Below are 16675 nucleotides of genomic sequence, written 5' to 3'. Positions count from 1 at the left end.
AAGCCCTATAAATCAATATTTATAACACATTGATAATATTTTTACGTTATTATTTTGCATACTGCTTTGATTAAAATTACCGAAATTTCGCAGCTATTTAGCTCATCCTTTTTGACTAAATTTTAAAAATTTAATGTGTTATTTATGTAATAAAAAAATTTTTAAATTTGCAAAATTTTTTTAAAATCTTTGACACTTTATATGTGATAAAATCCTCTCAAATTTTAAAAAAGGATCAAATTTGAGAAGCGATATAATCAAAAAAGGCTACACAAGAGCTCCGCACCGTTCACTTTTGCGTGCGACTGGGCTAAAAGACGATGACTTTGCTAAACCCTTTATCGGCGTTGCAAACAGCTTTATAGAGATCATACCTGGGCACTTTTTCTTAAATAAATATGCACAAATTTTAAAAGATGAAATTCGCAAAAATGGCTGTATTCCATTTGAGTTTAACTGCATCGGCGTAGATGACGGCATCGCGATGGGGCATGGCGGCATGCTATATAGCTTGCCTAGCCGCGAAATCATCGCAAACTCGATAGAAACCGTGATGAACGCTCATGCACTTGACGCACTTGTTTGTATGCCAAACTGCGACAAGATCGTCCCTGGCATGGTTATGGGTGCTTTAAGAGTAAATGTACCAACCGTGTTTGTAAGCGGTGGCCCAATGAAAAAGGGCTACACAAAAGATGGCAAGCCGATAGATCTTGCGACTGCGTTTGAGGCGGTTGGTAAATTTGAGACCAAAGAGATAGACGAGGCCGAGCTAAGAGATATCGAGTGCAACGCATGTCCGAGTGGTGGCAGCTGCAGCGGTATGTTTACGGCAAATTCTATGAACACACTTTGCGAAGCAATGGGCATAGCTCTCCCTGGCAATGGCACCATCCTAGCGCTAACCCCTGAACGCGAAGAGCTCATCAGGCAGGCTGCTCGCAGGATCTGTGAGATCGCACTTGATGAGAAATTTAAAATCAGAAACATACTAAATGAAAAAGCGATCCGCAACGCGCTTGTCGTTGATATGGCGATGGGTGGCAGCAGCAACACCGTTCTTCACATGCTAGCCATCTCAAGAGAGGCTGGCGTAAATTTAGACATCAAAGAGCTAAATAAAATCAGCCAAAACATCGCTCACATCGCTAAGATCAGCCCAAGCTTACCAAATGTGCACATGGAGGACATCGGTAGAGCTGGTGGCATGAATGCAGTTATAAAAGAAATTTCACGCAGAGATAATGGCATGCTAATTTTAGACAATCTCACAGTTAGCGGAGAAACTTTAGGAGAGCGTGTCAAGGTAAGTGACATCAAAGATGAAAGCATCATCCACAAGGTGGAAAATGCCTACTCTCAAGTTGGCGGACTTGCCATTTTATTTGGAAATTTAGCCGAGCAAGGCTGTGTAATCAAGACAGCTGGCATCGTTGGCGAGCGTAAATTTAGCGGCAAAGCGGTCTGCTTTAACTCACAAGATGAAGCAATAGCTGGCATCTCAAGCGGCAAAGTAGATAAAGGCGATGTCGTCGTCATCCGCTACGAAGGCCCACGCGGAGGCCCTGGTATGCAAGAGATGCTAAGCCCTACTTCGCTTATCATGGGACGAGGACTTGGTGCGGACGTAGCGCTCATCACAGATGGTCGCTTTAGCGGGGCGACAAGAGGTCTAAGCATCGGCCACGTAAGCCCAGAAGCAGCTGAGGGCGGCATGATAGGCTTGCTACAAGATGGCGATATCATCGATATAGACGTCGATAAATACGAGATAAACGTTCGCCTAAGCGAGGCTGAGATCGCAAAGAGAAGAGCGGAATTTAAGCCAGTTGATAAACCGCTAACCTCTCGCTGGCTAAGGCAGTACCGCAAACTAGTCACAAACGCAAGCAACGGAGCGATATTAGAGGCATGATGACTCTTTCTGACAAACAACTGGATGAAGCAAAAAAAGAACTAGATGAGCTAAGACAAAATGATCTTAGCCATCAACGATTTTATATATTTAAAGTCAACAATGCTCTTAACGAATTATGTAATTCTAGCAATTCATATGCTGAAAATAGCATATTAAAAAATTTAGTCTCAGAATGTTTAAAAAATAAAAACAATATCTTAAAAATAAAAAAAATAATTTTAGACTTTACAAAGCAAAGCGACTATAAATTTTTATCAGAGAAATCTATAAAAAAATTAAATACTATTTTAGATGATTTAAATTTTTTACACAATAACAACATAAACTCAATAAATAAAAAATTTATATATGCTAAAAAATTAAAGCGAGCTAAGAATATCAAGCTATTAAACGAAGAAATAGAAATAATTCACAAATACAAAAAGAGTACTGATACCAAAGAACTAGAAAAATTAAGCATTTCGTATTTAGAAAAAGAAAGCTTGTTATACAAAAATTTTGTTGCAGAATTTTATAGCAACAGTTCCACACAGCTAAACAACCATTTTAGCAAATCACTGTTTTATGATTTTTATAGTATGGAATCAAATATAGCTAAATATATAGGTTTCTTAGTTCTAGGCCTTACTATATTTGGATACGCTGTGTATTGGCTATATACATTTTTTACAATAAATTATATGCCAAGTTTATCAGAGTACAAAATAATTAAAGTTGGCTTTGACTATGCGCTGCTACTATTGATTGTCATTATTTTTTTATCCTCATCAAATTATTTTATTTATAAAATCTATATCAATGGTGTTAAAAAATCTAAAACAGTCTCTTTTGGTTTTGCTTTTAGCCAAATATATTTCTTTGTCTTTTTATTTATACCTTTTCTTACACAAACAGAAAACCTCCTACAATATTTCAGCGAAATTGGCATTATGAATTTCATTTTTGAAAATTTACAAAACATTCTGTCTGCATACTATATATTAGTAATTATATGTTTATTTTGTTGTATAAATTGGAAAGATTTTTTTATAGATTTTTATCTAATATTATTGTTTATTTTAGTAGATACAACACTGACATTATGTGTTTATTCAATATACAAGGAAATAAATTTTATATTTTTTATATATACGATTTTATTATTATTGTTTTTACGTATGCTAAGTTTCTCTCCAAACCTGTCATACAAAGGCATCTTTATAACACTAATAGTAATTTCAGTTATTTTTGCATTTTTTTTCAATAAAAATATCATAAGAGCAGAAAGAATTGGTAATTATTTTGACAACGTATCTTTTAACGCTGACACATTAAAAAATGATATTTTAAAACTTCCAACTTGTTTTCATGATTACAACTTAACATGTATAGAAAACGAAAGCAAAAGCAAAATAGACATAAATAACTTATTTGTTGTATTAAAGGCAGCAGATGAGTCTTATTACCAAGCCCTTATAGCAAAAAATGACTTCAATACAACAATAGAAAGTGTGGCAAATTTTAACTTACCTAAGTGCGATCAAAACACAACAATAGCTTGTTATATGGTTAATAAAAAATAAAATAATGCAACAATAAAAAATTATCACACTATATTTAAAAATATAAAATTCGACAAAAAACAATACTTTATAAATTTTAAAATAGATAAAAATATAAATTGATACTACTTTTTAAGGATACTAATGCCTGATATATACTTTTACAGCACAGTTGCTTTAACAATTCTTTTTTTGATTGCGATATTTGTCATCTATTCATTTAATAGAGACAAACTCGAGCTAAAAAGAAATTTGACACAAAAAGAGCAAGAAAATTTTGAAATTTCATCAAATCTAACAAATTTAGTATCTAAAAATAGTGAAAATCTGCAACTAATTAGCGAGCAAAAAGCAAGGCTTATGTCAAATCACGAGCGAATAGACGAGCTCATCAGTGAGATCGATGCGTTAAAAACCAAAATAGCACAAAAAGACGAAGCTGAAGATGCGATGGAGCACGTGATAAACGAGCTTAAAGAGAGTATCGGTACAGCAAATGAAAGGGCCAAGAATAACGAGGCAAATTTCACTGCAACACTAGCTGAGCTAAATCAAAATAAAAATGCTTTAGCTGAAGCGAGCGAGAGAGAAAATAGATTAAAACGTGATATGGCTGTGCTTAGAAATGAAATAGAAGCAAAAGAAAATAGCCTAAAAGAGCAAGAGGCAAATTTATTAAAAGTGAAAAATGAGTTAAATTTGGAATTTTCTAATCTTGCAAATAAAATATTTGAAGAAAAAAGTGCGAATTTCACACAAAATAACCAAAATTCTTTAGATCTTTTACTAAAGCCACTAAAGGAGCAAATTTCAACCTTTCAAGAGCGTGTAAATGCAGTCCACGACGAATCAGTTAAAGGCATGAGCGCGCTAGGGATGCAGATTAAGCACATAAGTGAGATTGGTATCTCAATGTCAAAAGAGGCAAACTCACTAGCCACTGCATTAAAAGGTAGCAATAAAACACTTGGAAACTGGGGTGAAATACAGCTTGAACGCACATTTGAGGCTTCTGGACTTGTAAAAGATGAGCATTACTTGACGCAACAAAATTTCAAAAACGAAGAAGGCAAACGTCTTATTCCTGATTTTATAGTAAAGATACCAGATGGCAAGCATCTAATAGTTGATTCTAAAGTCTCACTTATAGCTTACGAAAAGGCTATCACAGCTAGCAACGAAGAGGAGCTAAATTTAGCATTAAAAGAGCATATTGCTTCTATAAAAAATCACATAGATAGCTTAAATAGCAAAAATTACGGTGATATAGTGCCTGATAGCCCTGATTTTGTGTTGATGTTTATACCAATTGAGCCAGCATATATCGAAGCTATGAAATTTGATAGTTCTCTTTTTGACTACGCATTTCAAAAGCGCGTAATACTAGTTTCTCACACTACGCTTATGCCTATTCTTCGCACAGTGGCAAATTTATGGCGCATAGAGCGTGGCAATGAAGAGGCTAAAAATATCGTAAAGAGTGCGATTAAAATTTATGATAAAGTCCGCAATGTAGCCGAGCACATGAATAGACTTAGCAATACACTAAATACTGCAAATAAACATTTTAACTCCCTTGCATCAAGTTTTAGTGGTAGAGATGGTCTTGTTAGTAGACTTGAAAATTTTAAACGCTTGTCTCCGGACGATCAAAAAGATATAGAAGTAAAAGAGATCGGCGTAAATAACGAATTAGAAAAAGAGGATTAGGATATGGCTAGAAAAACTAGCCATAAAAAATTTATTTTAAAAGACCTTGTTTTTTCATTTGTTCCATTACTTGAGCAAACATCTCTTTAGCTTGTTTGCAAGTAGCGTCTTGTTGCTCTTTTGGAAGTGCAGCAAGTTGATCCATTGATTGTTTCTTTTGATCTTCATAAATTTTTACTTGTTGATCTTGACCAGCTTTTTTGTAAGCTTCAACCATCTTATCGATGTCTGAGAAGTATGATTTGCAAGTATCTGTAAGATCTGCAGCGTTTAGGCTTAGTGCAAAGCCAAGAGTAGCTAAAACTAAAAGTGATTTTTTCATCTCTTTCTCCTTGTGAAAATTTGAAAGGATTGTATCATTTTTATAATATTTTATAACTTAAATTAATAGTCAAGGTAAACACCTTGGCTATTTTGGCTTTTTAGCCTAGAAATTCGCGTTTAAAATACTCTTTTGGAGCTTTGCAAAGTGGGCAAGCACCTGGAGCTTTTTTACCTCTGTGAACGTGTCCGCACACCTCACAAACCCAGATATCTTCCTCATCGCTCTCAAAAAAGCCCTCTTCATCAAGCATCTTTTTAAGCTCTAAATACTCTCTCTCATGCTCAACCTCAACCTTGCCGATAGCGTTAAATAGCCTTTCAACATCTCTTAGCTCTTCTTCTTTTGCGATCTTTGCAAAGTCTGGATACATCGTCGTATGCTCATAGTTTTCGCCAGCTGCCGCATCAAGTAAATTTTTATCCATCTTATCTATCGGATCGTTCATCATCTCGTGATACTTCTTAAACTCAGCCCTTGCGTGCCATTTCTCGTTTTCAGCTGCTTCGTAAAAGTGTCTAGCTATCGCGTGATAGCCTGCTTCTTTGGCTAGATCGCCGTAAAGCTCGTACTTGTTTCTAGCTTGTGACTCGCCAGCAAATGCCTTCATTAAATTTACCGCTGTTAAATTTTCAGTCACACATTTCATCTCTTCGCCGCAACAGGTTAGTGTGCCGCCACCAACTTTTTGTACCTCGATCTCGTTGCCGCATTTTTCGCATTTGTATGTTTCGTACTGTCTCATTTTGACTCCTATTTTGATAAAATTTGAGCAGATTATAACCAAATAATTAAAATAAGTAAATAATAATTTTTATTGATAACGTATATTATTATTTTATTTTTTACATAAAGTTTGTGTGAGTTTTGTTACAAATGGAGAGACTAGCAAAAGCACAGGATACGCTACTACAAAGGCTTTTACATAAGCAGTTAGCCAAATTTTTACAAAGCCATCAACAAAACCAAGGTTTAGATATGTCAGCACAAATGACATAAAAAAAGCCATAAATGCTGACATTATAAACGCAAAAACATATTTATAAAATTTTACTGGTATCATGAAATTTTGCCTATCAGCTCCCCTAACCTTTTTGCATGATCAAGTGCCTTTTGCCTCATCAAAGCAAGCTTTGCCTCATCGTGCCTACTCTGATATGATAGTCCTCCGCTATAAACATAGCCTGCAAACTCCATACCACACATATTTGCTAACGCCTTAAGCGGTGGCAAAAACTCCTCTATCTCGTATCGCTGAAGCGCCTCTTTTTTATAAAGCTCCTCAGGCGCGCCAGAGGTAAATGAAAGCACCAGCTTCTTGCCACGTAGCTTATCTCCGCTGCTGCCATGAGAGAAGCCATGAACTAGCACATCTTCAAACCACTTTTGTAAAAGCGATGGCACGCCGTACCAGAAAAATGGATAAACAAGCACGATCATATCAGCCTTTACTAGCTTTTCTTGCTCGGCTTTTACATCGATCACGTAGTTTTTATAAAGCTCGCTTAGTATGTCAAATTTAGCCTCTGGCACCTGCTTTTTTAGCTCGCTCAAAATTATCTTATTTGCAAAGGAATTTTCAAGGTCAGTGTGACCTGATACAACTAAAATTTCACTCATTTTCTCTCCTTAAATTTACTTACAAACAAAGCTACTTGCCTTGCTGGTATCTCCGCCCACGCATGTAGCCACTTTTGGATAGGCACACACTAAAAATTCCTTGCCAGCGTAGGTCTTACTCTTAGCTAGCATGCTCTTTGGCGCTTCGCCCTTTTCATGCCACGCTTCAAGCGCGCCTAAAGGATCCACGTCATCTATGCCGTTGCCACCACCGCAGTGATTCATCCCAGGTAGCGCAAAAAATGCCGCGAAATTTTGGCTATTTTCATTATCAGCCTCTAGCTTTTTAAACCAGTCCCTTTGATCTTTTGCTGAGAAAACTGGGTCTGAGACGCCAGTTACTATGATGAGCTTGCCGCCATTTGCGCTAAATGTGCTAAGACTTGTTGAGATAGCGTCATTTATCGCTGCGGTCTCGAAAGTCTTTGGCGTGTCTTTGTCAAAGTCGAAATTTATCGTGTCAAAATTTGGCTGCGCTGGTGTCAAAAAGTAGTAATTCACCGAGCCGCTTGAAAGCGTGATGTTTCTAGCGTTTGGCTTAGCGTTTTGTGAGTCGCCTAGCTTCCACTGCCTCCAGCCCTCAGCACTCACGCCTGAGTCGTAAAACCAGCCGCTATAAATTTGCTCGCCCTTGCTGTTTTTGGCTCCGTTAAAGATTTTCTCTATCGCCGCTATCTTTTGCTTTGCTAAATTTAGACCTTTTGGATCAAATTTGCACGCTTCCCAAGCATTCATGATCCCATCTTTTAACCCGTCTAAGGCGTCACATTTTTCTAGCACAGCGTGGCTTAGCTTATCAAGGTCGTCCTTAGTTAGGGCATTTGCAAAAATTTTCTCGCCTTTTTCATTTTTCGGAGCTATCTTCATAAGGGCTTGGTTGTCCCACTGCTGAGCGATCGCCGCGCGAGATAGCCTAAAGCCAGGGTTTGCAGCGATGACGCCATCAAATTCTAGCGGATAACGCTGGGCTGCTATGAGCGCTGCCCTGCCGCCATTTGAGCAGCCCATGAAGTAGCTATGTTTTGGCTTTTTGGCGTATGCGGCGGCTAAAATTTGCTTAGATGCGTCCGTGACCTTGCCGATCGCCTGATAGGCGTAGTCTAGCCTTGCTTGCTGATCTAGCCCAAACTCAGCCGTTGGTTTTGGGTGACCTGAGTTTGTTGTAACTACCGCGTAGCCTCTAAGAAGCGCTGGCGTGGCTGTGCTTGTTCGTATCGGTACTGCACCAAGAGCAGGCGCTACAAAGCCGTCCATGCCGCCGCCACCTTGAAATAAAATTTCTCATTCCACTGCTCTGGCAGCCTTAGCTCATAGTCTATCGCATACTCTTTGCCATCACTTCCGGTGCGTTTATAGAGTTTGCCATGCACCACGCAGTGAGGCTTTGATTTGATATTATTTTTACTGCCGCCAGTTAGCGCAGACATCTTATCGGCTGATACTTCGCCACTCTCATTCCACACCGCATCTATCATCTCGTTGTTTAAAATTTTCGCGTCTTTTAAACTCTCGCATCCTGCCCTATCAAGGGCAAAAGCCGTGCTGCCAATGAGTGCTAGTGCGCAAAAAAGTGAAATTTTATTCATAACATCTCCTAAAATTTTACCTTGCTAAATGAGATCTCGTTTTTTAGTCCAAAGCCGTCAAATTCATCTATTAGCCCAGCTCGCTCTTTGGCGTAGGCTTTGTAGTTTTCGCTGTGGCGGTAGCTCTCAAAGCTAGCCTCGTCTTTGTAAATTTCAACCAGCACCCACTTGTTTGGTGCCTCTTTTTGACTAAAGGCAAACTGCGCGTAAGCGCCCTCATCTACGCTTTTTTGCATATATTTTTTGATGATCTTTTCAAATTTCGCATCACTCTTTGCTAAAAGGTTTAAATTTGTGATGTGAAAGTAGGCATCTTTTAGGCGCTCTGGCGTTAAATTTTTAGAAAAAGCAGCCCTCTTTTTCACGCTGATAGCCTTTTTGCTAGCTAAAATTTCAGCGCTTGCGCTTGCAAATTTCTTAAAATGCGCTGAGCTTATATGCTTTTTATAAGCCGCCTCGTCCTCGTAAAACTCAAGCACATAAAACAGCTCCGGCTTGCTCTTTGCGCTCGCAAAAAAGATCGCCTGCGTGCCTGGCTCGCTCTTTGAGCTTAGTATTTTTTCCCTGCCAAGCTGTCTCAGCAAGCTCTTGTTATTTGGCGTTGAAAGCAGCTCCTGTAAGCTCACTTTCGCCTCCGCCCCAAAGGCAAAAGCTGCCGAAAATACTAATAAAAATAGCTTTTTAATCATCAAATTTCCTTAAATTTATTTCTCAACCACTCTTTTAATCCAAGCAAAAAGCTCGTCTAAATCGTAGTCGCCGCCATGTCCTTGTCCCCAGACCGCTTCAAAATCAACCTCTTTGCCAGCATTTTTAAGCGAAAGCGCGAGCATAGCAGGTACGGCAAGGGCTAAGTCGGTGTCGTTTGTGCCCTGTCTTATGCGGTAAAATTTCACCGAATTTTTATTTTTGACGTAGTTCATCGCATTCATCATCTTTATGACGCTAGCCTCCGCCATTTCGCCCTCGCTTCGCTCTTTTGCAAATTTAGTAAAGTGCTTTGCAGGCGTTTTGCTATCGCCAAAAAGGTCATTTTCAGGATTTTCTAGCCCAAATCCGTCAAAGGCAACCACCGCTTTGGCGCGTTTTAGCGAAGCGATGAAGTCTTCTAGCTTAAACGTATATCCAAGCGAGCAGCCCTGCGTATCAAGCGTGATAAATTTAGGCGTGAGCGTGCTTTTGTCGTTGCTTTTTGTAGCGGTAAATGCCTTTGAGATAAGGGCGTTTATATACTCTTTGAAACTGCCCTCGCCGTTTTCATCAAGGCTTAGCGCGTGACCTTTGGTGTCTTTTAAATTTAGCGAGTTTAGATAGGCTGGAAATTTACTCTTTAGCTCGCGTGAGAGCTCTTTTTGCGTGGCATTTAGTTCGCCTGTGATCATCTTTGGCTTTTTGCTCCTGTCGTTAAAAATGCTTGCATCAAGACTTGCAAAATCAATCCTTTCAAATTTATCCAAATCCCCAAACATCCACTCATACGCCTCGTCCTCATGCTCTAAATTTGTCACAGGGCAGTAGGCTGAGACGGCATAAATTTGATCGTCCGCCTTTGCAGCACCTAGCTCTTTAAGATATGGCTCATACTCTTTTGCATTTGCGCTTGTGCCAAGAAGTGCCGACATCGCACCGCCCGCGCTCGTGCCGTTTGAGATGATCTTATTTGCGTCGCCTGGCATAAATTTGTCGTTAAATTTAAGATATCTAACGGCCGCTTTTAGATCAACTATCGCAGCCGGCGCTTTGCCGATAAATTTCTCGCCATCTTTTAGCGTCCTGCCCCTAGCGCCAACGCTTGCCACGACATAACCTCTAAGAAGTGCTTCAAGAGTGGCATTTGGCTTTTCGTTTTGAAGCTCTGGCTTTGGTGGCATTGCGCTCATATAGCCGCCGATAGCGTTTGGCATAAAAATAGCCCCTTTTTGGTCGCTAAATTTACCCTCTGGCACATAAAAATTTAAGACCTGATAGTCGCTAACTGGCTTTGCCACATAGACTATGCCTTCATAGGCTCTAAATTTAAGCATCCTATCGCCAACTTGCACGCTTTTTAGCTCAAACTTGCTCTCGTCAAATTTAAGTTCATTTCCAAAGCAAGCACCTACTAAACAAACCCCTAAAATAGCAACTCTAACGCCTTTCATGATCTGCCTTTTCATTTTGTCCTACTTTTTGCTTTACTAGCCTTGGCGTAGGCTACCAGGGCTTTAGCGCCTAGTTATCTTTTGGCTCGTATTTGATCGCGTAGTCAAATTTAGGACTACTTAGACTAAACTCAAAGCTATCTCTATCGACCGCGCCAACGCAGCAATGGCTATCATAAAGGCGAAGCAAAAACTCCGCCATCTGCTCACTCGTGTGGTACTTTTTAAACGCCTTGTCGTAATCGTAGCTCTCTTTGCTAGTTGCTACCATGCCAAATTCTGTTTTTGTGGCAGCTGGAGCTAGCACTTTAGCCTGCATTTTTGCCTGCTTGTCCTGTGCTAGCTCGTGGTAAAGTCCCTCGCTAAAGGCACTTACGAAAAATTTGCTAGCGCAGTATGTGACGGCATTTGGTACGATCTTGTAGCCACCTATTGAAGAGATATTGATGAGCTGTGTATCTTTGTCTTTGTATTTTTTAGTAAAGAGCGTTGAGAGCGTGACAAGTGAGATGATGTTTAAATTTATCATCTGCGTGATTTTGTCTAAATTTTGCTCGCAGACCTTGTTGTAGTCACCAAAACCAGCGTTGTTTATAAGCGCTTTTAGCTCAAATTTTTCTAAATTACGCCAAAGAGAAATGGCGTTTTCTTGCTTCGAAAGGTCACAAAGCTCTATAAACACATCGACATTTGCAAATTTAGCTATCTCGCTTTTTAGCTCCTTTAAAAGCTCGCCCCGCCTTGCAACAAGGATCAAATTCTCCCCACGCCTTGCAAATGCCTTTGCCGCGGCCGCTCCTATGCCTGAGCTTGCTCCAGTGATGGCGATATATCTTTTCACTTCGCATACTCCATCGGACTATAAATTTTGACACCCTCGCTGTGGTCATCTTGCGCTACTTGCACGATCACTTTAGCGATATCAGCCGCTCTCATCGGTCTATACTCGTCAAAAAAGCCTTTTGGGATAAATTTAAACGCCTTTATCGCCATGTACTCGCCAAGTCTAAATTCTTTCCTCTCAGCCTCGATAAGTGGCAGTCTGGCGATATGAAATGAGCTATATCCAAGCTCTTTTATCTTTGCTTCTGCTTGACCTTTTGCCTTTAGGTAAAATGAGCCTGACTTTCTGCTAGCACCTGCAGCCGAGAGTAAAACAAAGCGTTTTGCGCCACACTCCAAGCCAAATTTGGCAAAATTTATCGGATAGGTCACATCGACTTTATAAAACTGCTCTTTGTGCTTTGCCGCTTTCATCGTCGTGCCAAGCGCGCAAAAGACGTCATCAGCGATAAATGGCACCTCGTCTTTTAGCTCGTCAAAATTTATTACTTTTACTTCAAGCTTTTCGTGAGTAAATTCTAGCTCATGCCTAGCAAGGGCAATAACCTTACTATAATGCTCGCTCACGCATAAATTTTTTAAAATCTCACTTCCCAAAGCACCGCTAGCTCCAGCTATAAGGGCGATCTTTTTCATATCTTTCCTTTGTAAAATTTAGATAAATTCTATCTCGCTAAGGCAAAAATTTCACTTATGGCCTCTTTTGTATAAATTTGCTCCAAGCCCCTACTCTTGGCGTAGTCATAAACTAGCGCCATGATCTCGTCTAAATTTATCTCATCTACGCCGATCTCAATTAGGCTTGTTGGCGTGCCAATCTTACTAAACCACTCTTTTAATTTCTCTATGCCTGCGTCTGCGTCATCCACGCCAAAAATTTCTTTGCCAAAACGCTTAAACGCCTCTAAATTTCTACTCTTATACCACTTCATCCAAGCTGGCATCACGACACTTAGTCCAGCCCCATGCGCGCAGTCCACGACCGCACCTATGGCGTGCTCGATCATGTGATTTGGATAAGAGTAGCCAGCTGTGCCAACGTAAGTTAAGCCATTTAGCGCCATCGTAGCAGCCCAAGCAAACTCGCCTCTAGCATCATAATTGTCTGGCTCTTTTAGTAAAATTTCTGTCGTTTTCATGACTGTTTTTATGTTTGCTTCGATGTATAAATTTATAATCTCAGGCTGGATGCTCGCCGTAAAGTAGCCCTCTATGCTGTGAGCAATGATGTCTGAAGCCGAATAGACCAAATACTCCTTGCTTACACTTGCTTGAAGTAGTGGATTTACCACCGATACTTTTGGGTAAAGACAAGCTCCGTGCATAGCAAATTTCTGTTTCGTGGCTTCGTTTGTGACGACCGAGCCGCCGTTCATCTCTGAGCCAGTTGCTGCAAGCGTTATGATGTCAAAGATCATAAGCGCTTCTCTTGGATCTTTACCGGTAAAAAAGTCCCAAACGTCGCCATTATATTTAACTCCAGCAGCCACAGCCTTGGCGCTATCAAGCACCGAGCCTCCGCCAATGGCTAGCACACTATCGACGCCCTCGCTTCTGGCTAAATTTATAGCCTCTTTTACCTTGCTTAACACTGGATTGCTTTTTACACCACCGATCGCACAAAACTCTATACCATTTGCACTTAGACTCTTTGCTGCGACATCAAAAAGGCCATTTTTTATGATCCTATCGCTGCCATAGATGATAAGCGTCTTTTTAACGCCAAATTCTTTCATGTATCTGCCGATACTTTGCTCTTTGTCTTTGCCAAATTCTATTTTTGTAGGGTTTAAAAAGCTAAAATTTTGCATATTTTCTCCTTATTAGTTTTAATGATTATAGTTTTGCAAAGCAAAAATTTTTGTTAAAAATAATGAGTAGAAATTTAAAAATTTCTTAGTTTGACAGGAAGTTTTGAGATGATTTTTTTCGGATCAAAGCTACTTTTAGCATCAACTAAATTTCCAAAATTTTCACCTGTGCTAAGGAATTTTTGCAAATAATAATTGCCTCTATATCCAAGGTCATAAAGAATTTCAGACATCAAAGAAATATCTGCTTCATCTAAAAAATCTGCATGCACGGTTGTTCTTACTTCAAAATCGAAATTTATCTCAAGCAGATATTTTAGCGTGCTAATAAATTTTTCATATAAATTTGAGCCAGTTACGCCTGCAAATTTCTCTTTTGGCGCTTTAAAATCAAGTGCGATATAGTCAATCAGCCCTTCGCCTATCGCCTCTTTTAAAATCTCAATATGAGAGCCATTTGTATCAACCTTTAGGCAAAAATTTCTTGACTTAACCTCTCTTGCAAGTTTTAAAAACAAAGGATTTGCTGTGCATTCGCCGCCGCTAAAGACGATGCCATTTAGCTTGCCTATACGGCGGTCTAAAAAGTTACAAACCTCAGCCATTTCTATATTGCCATTTGAATTTACAACTTCTATATTGTAGCAATACACGCATCGCATATTACAGCCTGCAAACCAAACTACCGCAGCCACTTTGTCTGGATAATCAAGCGTAGTAAATGGCGTTATACTAAAGACTTTATGCAAATTTATGAACCTTTTGAGATTTAAAAGGCACAGAAGATTGTGCCTTTTTTATTTGAGTTTTTATGTTTTTATTAGCTGCGGTGATTATCTTTTGCAGCAACTTGCGTATTCATCAAATTTAATACGCTCTTTATGCTCGCCTTTTTTACCAAGGTTAAAGCTCTCAACTGGGCGATGATAACCCATAACACGAGTATAGACTACGCATTTTGTGCGTTTGTCTTGTACTTTTTCTAAAATTTCTTTTTCTGTCATTTCCTCTCCTTATTTGGAATTGTTTTTCTCTTTTTCTATTAATTCTGCATCGCAAAGCGGACAAAATTCATGCTCTCCAGCAATGTAACCATGTTTTGAACAAACGCTAAATACAGGCGTTATCGTGATATATGGAAGCTTATAATTTGAGATTATGCTCTTTACAAGCTCCTTGCAAGCTTTAGGTGAGCTGATCCTTTCTTTCATATAAAGGTGAAATACTGTGCCGCCAGTATATGAAGTCTGAAGATCATCTTGTAAATCAAGTGCCTCGTAAGCATCATCTGTAAAATTTGCTGGAAGTTGGGTTGAGTTTGTATAGTAAATATTCTCCCCACCACCTGCTTGGATAATGTCTGGATAGCGCTTTTTATCCTCTTTGGCAAAGCGGTATGTTGTGCCTTCAGCTGGAGTCGCCTCAAGGTTATATAAATTTCCAGTCTCTTCTTGAAATGTCCTTATCTTATCGCGCAAAAACTCAACCATCTCAATAGCAAAATCGCGTCCAAATTTTGTTGAGATATTCTCTTTATCATTTGTAAAATTTCTAAGAAGTTCGTTCATACCATTTATACCGATCGTGCTAAAGTGGTTATTAAAGTGCTTTAGATATCTAGCTGTATAAGGATAAAGCCCTCTGTCATACATCTCTTGTATAAATTTACGCTTCTTTTCAAGTGTCGATTTAGCAAGCTCCAAAAGATAACTTAGCCTGTTATAAAGTGCGACTTTATCGCCTTTGAAGTTGTATCCTAGGCGAGCCAAATTTATAGTGACAACGCCGATCGAGCCTGTCATCTCAGCACTACCAAAAAGACCACCACCTCGTTTTAAAAGCTCTCTTAGATCAAGCTGCAAACGGCAGCACATAGAGCGGACATGTCCTGGTTTGTAGGCTTTTTCGTTTTCTATCTTATTGCCATTTTCGTCATAAGTATATTGTGAGCCAATGAAATTTTGAAAGTAGCTTGAACCCATTTTGGCGGTATTTTCAAAGAGCACATCCGCCACTTCGCTATCCCAATCAAAATCCTCTGTAATATTTACCGTTGGTATCGGAAATGTGAAAGGCTGCGAGCACTTATCGCCAGCTGTTAAAACCTCGTAAAATGCCTTATCTATGCGTGCCATTTCAGGCTCGAAATCCTTGTAGGTCATATCGATTAAATTTTTCCTGCCACGCTCGTTTGCTTTTTTCAAAATTTTCTCATCTTTTACATTCGTAAAGAGGTGTATATCATCGCTCGTTGGGATCTGATCTCTTAGGTCGCTTGGGCATGTGATATCTATGGTTACGTTTGTAAATGGGCTTTGTCCCCAGCGTGCAGGTACATTTAAGTTAAAAATAAAGCTAGTGATCGCCTTTTTGATCTCAGCGTCACTTAGATCATCTTTAAAAACATAAGGCGCAAGGTAGGTATCAAAGCTAGAAAAAGCTTGAGCGCCTGCCCACTCGCTTTGCAAAATTCCTAAGAAATTTGCCATTTGATAAAGCGCTTCTCTAAAGTGCTTTGGCGCTTTGCTCTCAACTCTGCCACGAACGCCGTTAAAGCCCTCGTTTAACAAAGCTCGCAAGCTCCAGCCAGCACAATATCCTGTAAGGCAGTCAAGGTCGTGGATGTGGTAGTCACCATTTCTGTGAGCAAGTCCCTCTTCTTTGCTATAAACAGCGTCTAGCCAGTAGTTTGCTATGACTTTACCAGCGGTGTTGTTTATAAGGCCTGCGTTTGAGTAGCTTGTATTTGAGTTTGCAGAAATTCTCCAGTCGGTGCCATTTATATACTCATTTATCGTTTGAGTTGAATTTATGTAAGTCGTATCGTCATTTAGGCCTAAAATTTGCTCACGCTGAAGCTTATGCGTATGGCGGTAGAGCATAAAGCTCTTTAAAACGTCGAAATACCCGCTATTAAATAGCTCTTTTTCGATCGCATCTTGGATGTCTTCGACTGTTATCGCGCTTGACTTTTGAAAGATATCTTGGACAACATTTGTAAAAACTTTCTCATCATAAGCTAAATTTTCGCTAGCAAATGCTTTTTTTATCGCATCTACTATCTTATATGCTACAAATTCTTGTCTTGTGCCATCTCTCTTCAAAATCTCACGCATTACTCGCTCTTTCTTCTAAATTTTTCAATATAAAGTTTAAAAGTATAAGACAAGAAAGCTTAAACAA

At 39.3% G+C, this 16675-nt stretch carries 15 protein-coding genes and 1 pseudogene; 3 read left to right on the top strand and 13 right to left on the bottom strand.

Annotation, left to right across the window (positions count from 1 at the left end; all coding sequences use genetic code 11):
• The first annotated feature begins 241 nt into the window (after positions 1 to 241).
• The 3 genes from ilvD (at position 242) to F3G69_RS06975 (ending at position 5169) form a co-directional block, all read left to right on the top strand.
• Positions 242 to 1915 (top strand): dihydroxy-acid dehydratase, encoded by a 1674-nt coding sequence (ilvD, locus tag F3G69_RS06985; protein ID WP_149714810.1) that lies wholly within the window; start codon positions 242 to 244, stop codon positions 1913 to 1915.
• Entirely contained in the window at positions 1912 to 3480 is a 1569-nt protein-coding gene (locus F3G69_RS06980) for a hypothetical protein (RefSeq protein ID WP_149714809.1), read from the top strand. Before ilvD ends, F3G69_RS06980 begins: the two co-directional genes overlap by 4 nt.
• 123 nt (positions 3481 to 3603) lie before the next feature.
• Positions 3604 to 5169, top strand: coding sequence for a DNA recombination protein RmuC (locus F3G69_RS06975; RefSeq protein ID WP_149714808.1), 1566 nt, complete (start codon positions 3604 to 3606; stop codon positions 5167 to 5169).
• Between the two features lie 31 nt (positions 5170 to 5200).
• Here the strand turns inward: F3G69_RS06975 and F3G69_RS06970 are convergent, their stop codons facing one another.
• The 13 genes and pseudogenes from F3G69_RS06970 to F3G69_RS06910 form a co-directional block, all read right to left on the bottom strand.
• Positions 5201 to 5491 carry a DUF5339 domain-containing protein gene (locus F3G69_RS06970; RefSeq protein WP_021091917.1) on the bottom strand — a complete coding sequence of 97 codons (291 nt, stop codon included), beginning with the start codon at positions 5489 to 5491 and terminating at the stop codon, positions 5201 to 5203.
• 100 nt (positions 5492 to 5591) lie between these two features.
• Positions 5592 to 6236 (bottom strand): ferritin family protein, encoded by a 645-nt coding sequence (locus F3G69_RS06965; RefSeq protein WP_002940712.1) that lies wholly within the window; start codon positions 6234 to 6236, stop codon positions 5592 to 5594.
• A gap of 93 nt (positions 6237 to 6329) precedes the next feature.
• A complete protein-coding gene (locus F3G69_RS06960; protein WP_149714807.1) occupies positions 6330 to 6554 on the bottom strand; it encodes a DUF2798 domain-containing protein in 225 nt (74 codons plus the stop codon).
• A complete protein-coding gene (locus F3G69_RS06955) occupies positions 6551 to 7111 on the bottom strand; it encodes an NAD(P)H-dependent oxidoreductase (protein ID WP_103600578.1) in 561 nt (186 codons plus the stop codon). Before F3G69_RS06955 ends, F3G69_RS06960 begins: the two co-directional genes overlap by 4 nt.
• Before the next feature lie 15 nt (positions 7112 to 7126).
• Complete coding sequence (locus F3G69_RS06950; protein ID WP_262483419.1) at positions 7127 to 8365, bottom strand: tannase/feruloyl esterase family alpha/beta hydrolase; 1239 nt, start codon at positions 8363 to 8365, stop codon at positions 7127 to 7129.
• The gene (locus tag F3G69_RS09475) at positions 8350 to 8697 is read right to left on the bottom strand and encodes a hypothetical protein (protein ID WP_223155890.1); all 348 of its coding nucleotides are present in this window, start codon (positions 8695 to 8697) and stop codon (positions 8350 to 8352) included. Before F3G69_RS09475 ends, F3G69_RS06950 begins: the two co-directional genes overlap by 16 nt.
• A gap of 8 nt (positions 8698 to 8705) precedes the next feature.
• Complete coding sequence (locus tag F3G69_RS06945) at positions 8706 to 9386, bottom strand: putative quinol monooxygenase (protein ID WP_149714806.1); 681 nt, start codon at positions 9384 to 9386, stop codon at positions 8706 to 8708.
• A gap of 15 nt (positions 9387 to 9401) precedes the next feature.
• Positions 9402 to 10838, bottom strand: coding sequence for a subtype B tannase (locus F3G69_RS06940; RefSeq protein WP_149714805.1), 1437 nt, complete (start codon positions 10836 to 10838; stop codon positions 9402 to 9404).
• A 70-nt stretch (positions 10839 to 10908) separates the two neighbouring features.
• The gene (locus F3G69_RS06935) at positions 10909 to 11679 is read right to left on the bottom strand and encodes an SDR family NAD(P)-dependent oxidoreductase (RefSeq protein ID WP_149714804.1); all 771 of its coding nucleotides are present in this window, start codon (positions 11677 to 11679) and stop codon (positions 10909 to 10911) included.
• Positions 11676 to 12317, bottom strand: coding sequence for an NAD(P)H-binding protein (locus tag F3G69_RS06930; RefSeq protein ID WP_149714803.1), 642 nt, complete (start codon positions 12315 to 12317; stop codon positions 11676 to 11678). The genes F3G69_RS06935 and F3G69_RS06930 overlap by 4 nt, the downstream gene beginning before the upstream one ends.
• Positions 12318 to 12346: 29 nt before the next feature.
• Entirely contained in the window at positions 12347 to 13492 is a 1146-nt protein-coding gene (locus F3G69_RS06925) for an iron-containing alcohol dehydrogenase (RefSeq protein WP_149714802.1), read from the bottom strand.
• Positions 13493 to 13566: 74 nt separating this feature from the next.
• Complete coding sequence (locus tag F3G69_RS06920) at positions 13567 to 14241, bottom strand: anaerobic ribonucleoside-triphosphate reductase activating protein (protein ID WP_149714801.1); 675 nt, start codon at positions 14239 to 14241, stop codon at positions 13567 to 13569.
• 84 nt (positions 14242 to 14325) lie between these two features.
• A pseudogene (locus F3G69_RS06910) lies at positions 14326 to 16608 on the bottom strand (ribonucleoside triphosphate reductase).
• Positions 16609 to 16675: the final 67 nt, after the last annotated feature.

Source organism: Campylobacter concisus, assembly GCF_902460625.1.
GTDB lineage: Bacteria > Campylobacterota > Campylobacteria > Campylobacterales > Campylobacteraceae > Campylobacter_A > Campylobacter_A concisus_AD.
This window is presented reverse-complemented; position numbering and strand designations above follow the sequence as displayed.

Excerpts from the sequence above, each read along its gene's own strand:
- F3G69_RS06980 (WP_149714809.1), top strand. The coding sequence starts at position 1,912 with ATGATGACTCTTTCTGACAAACAACTGGATGAAGCAAAAAAAGAACTA.
- F3G69_RS06975 (WP_149714808.1), top strand. The coding sequence starts at position 3,604 with ATGCCTGATATATACTTTTACAGCACAGTTGCTTTAACAATTCTTTTT.
- F3G69_RS06970 (WP_021091917.1), bottom strand. The coding sequence starts at position 5,491 with ATGAAAAAATCACTTTTAGTTTTAGCTACTCTTGGCTTTGCACTAAGC.
- F3G69_RS06965 (WP_002940712.1), bottom strand. The coding sequence starts at position 6,236 with ATGAGACAGTACGAAACATACAAATGCGAAAAATGCGGCAACGAGATC.
- F3G69_RS06960 (WP_149714807.1), bottom strand. The coding sequence starts at position 6,554 with ATGATACCAGTAAAATTTTATAAATATGTTTTTGCGTTTATAATGTCA.
- F3G69_RS06955 (WP_103600578.1), bottom strand. The coding sequence starts at position 7,111 with ATGAGTGAAATTTTAGTTGTATCAGGTCACACTGACCTTGAAAATTCC.
- F3G69_RS06950 (WP_262483419.1), bottom strand. The coding sequence starts at position 8,365 with ATGGACGGCTTTGTAGCGCCTGCTCTTGGTGCAGTACCGATACGAACA.
- F3G69_RS09475 (WP_223155890.1), bottom strand. The coding sequence starts at position 8,697 with ATGAATAAAATTTCACTTTTTTGCGCACTAGCACTCATTGGCAGCACG.
- F3G69_RS06945 (WP_149714806.1), bottom strand. The coding sequence starts at position 9,386 with ATGATTAAAAAGCTATTTTTATTAGTATTTTCGGCAGCTTTTGCCTTT.
- F3G69_RS06940 (WP_149714805.1), bottom strand. The coding sequence starts at position 10,838 with ATGAAAGGCGTTAGAGTTGCTATTTTAGGGGTTTGTTTAGTAGGTGCT.
- F3G69_RS06930 (WP_149714803.1), bottom strand. The coding sequence starts at position 12,317 with ATGAAAAAGATCGCCCTTATAGCTGGAGCTAGCGGTGCTTTGGGAAGT.
- F3G69_RS06925 (WP_149714802.1), bottom strand. The coding sequence starts at position 13,492 with ATGCAAAATTTTAGCTTTTTAAACCCTACAAAAATAGAATTTGGCAAA.